This is a genomic window from Salinisphaera sp. G21_0, assembly GCF_017744115.1.
Lineage (GTDB): Bacteria > Pseudomonadota > Gammaproteobacteria > Pseudomonadales > Endozoicomonadaceae > Endozoicomonas.
On sequence record NZ_JAGHQW010000172.1, the window covers coordinates 1 to 1,283 of the forward strand.

Consider the following 1,283-nt stretch of genomic DNA (forward strand, 5'->3'; position numbering starts at 1 on the left):
TGCGAACACAGCGTGCCATGCAGTGGTAGTAGGGCGTACTGGCTGGATCTATGAGGTTTTTTCGGGCGGTCGTCATGTCATTTTTTTTGGTTGCTGGGTAGATTTCCTTAATGCCCTTAAGAGGCTCTTGAAGAAAAATAGACAGTGTGGCCGATTAGTCAAATTTTTGGTGTCCTTTATTTCTTATTTTTTAAGATTTATTGCAAGTCATCTTATTAAAGTAAAACTATTAAAAAAATCAGGATCGTTAAAATGAAAAAAAAGTTTTGCCAGTTTTGTTAATGTTGCTTTCTCCTTCTATAAACGCAGATTTTACTTTTAAAGATTACGAATCGTTATCTAAAGTTCAATCAACGAAAGAGAGACTTTCTGATTATGTTGTCGGGGTTGGTAGAGGGATTTTCTGGTCAAATGTACTTTTGAAAATTCAAGAAAAAAATCGGCTATTTTGTCCTCCTTCAAATCTGGAATTTGATGAGCCCGTGATTATGGAACTCTTAGAGGATGAAATTGAGTTTTTATCTCATCAGCCAGGTTTCAGAGATGATACTCCAATAGAGTTGATTCTTACTGGATCATTTGCAAAGAAATTTCCATGCTAACAGCCGTGAGCATAACGAATAATTCCAGAAGACGCCTACGGCGCTGCTGAATTAGGCGTTATGTGGCTAATGCAGGAGTCAATGCTCTAATTGAGTTATGATCTTAGGGAGGGGGATGATAAAAATTTTAATCGTTGTAGTATTAAAAAATAAAATAATCAAAAGGTATTTGTGATGAATAAATTAATGATTAAAAAATTAATCATGATCGTACTAATGATTAATTCTTATTTTGTTTATGCAAATGGGGTTGTATTGAATGAAGAAGAACTGCATGATTTCAGGGTTAGTTTAGCTAAGGAAACACTGAGAAAAGGAAAAGATAATTCTGAAATTTTTGGGCAAGAATATTATGATGGTGCTTGCAAGGCTGTTATTACAGATACGAATTATAAAAGATGGCAGAATATTTTATCGTGCTACGAAGATTCTCCTAGTGAATTTGATGGTTTGATTTCTAAGCTCAAATACAATAACACTATTTTTAGTGAAATCACTAAATACAGTATTATGTTGGGTTTACATGATAAAGTGAATAGGGATGCAAAATATTAGGGTGCTCTCTCAATCTGATAATTGAATTATACGTCAATTAAAAACTTACCGGACATGTAATTAGACCAAAGCTGATCCCAGCGCCCTTTACTCTGGACCAGAGACCTTGTTGCCAATAGAACCTCA

3 protein-coding genes are annotated in these 1,283 nt (G+C 34.6%); all 3 read left to right on the forward strand.

Annotated features, from left to right (window positions below):
* Positions 1-256, forward strand: a 256-nt coding sequence (locus tag J7439_RS25475; RefSeq protein ID WP_209204858.1) for a hypothetical protein, incomplete at its 5' end; no start/stop codon positions are given.
* 10 nt (positions 257-266) lie between these two features.
* Complete coding sequence (locus J7439_RS25480; protein ID WP_209204859.1) at positions 267-602, forward strand: hypothetical protein; 336 nt, start codon at positions 267-269, stop codon at positions 600-602.
* A gap of 174 nt (positions 603-776) precedes the next feature.
* Positions 777-1,157, forward strand: coding sequence for a hypothetical protein (locus tag J7439_RS25485; protein WP_209204860.1), 381 nt, complete (start codon positions 777-779; stop codon positions 1,155-1,157).
* Positions 1,158-1,283 lie beyond the last annotated feature (126 nt).

What these genes read in the sequence shown, in the direction of transcription:
- J7439_RS25485 (WP_209204860.1), top strand. Translation starts at nt 777, where the DNA reads ATGAATAAATTAATGATTAAAAAATTAATCATGATCGTACTAATGATT.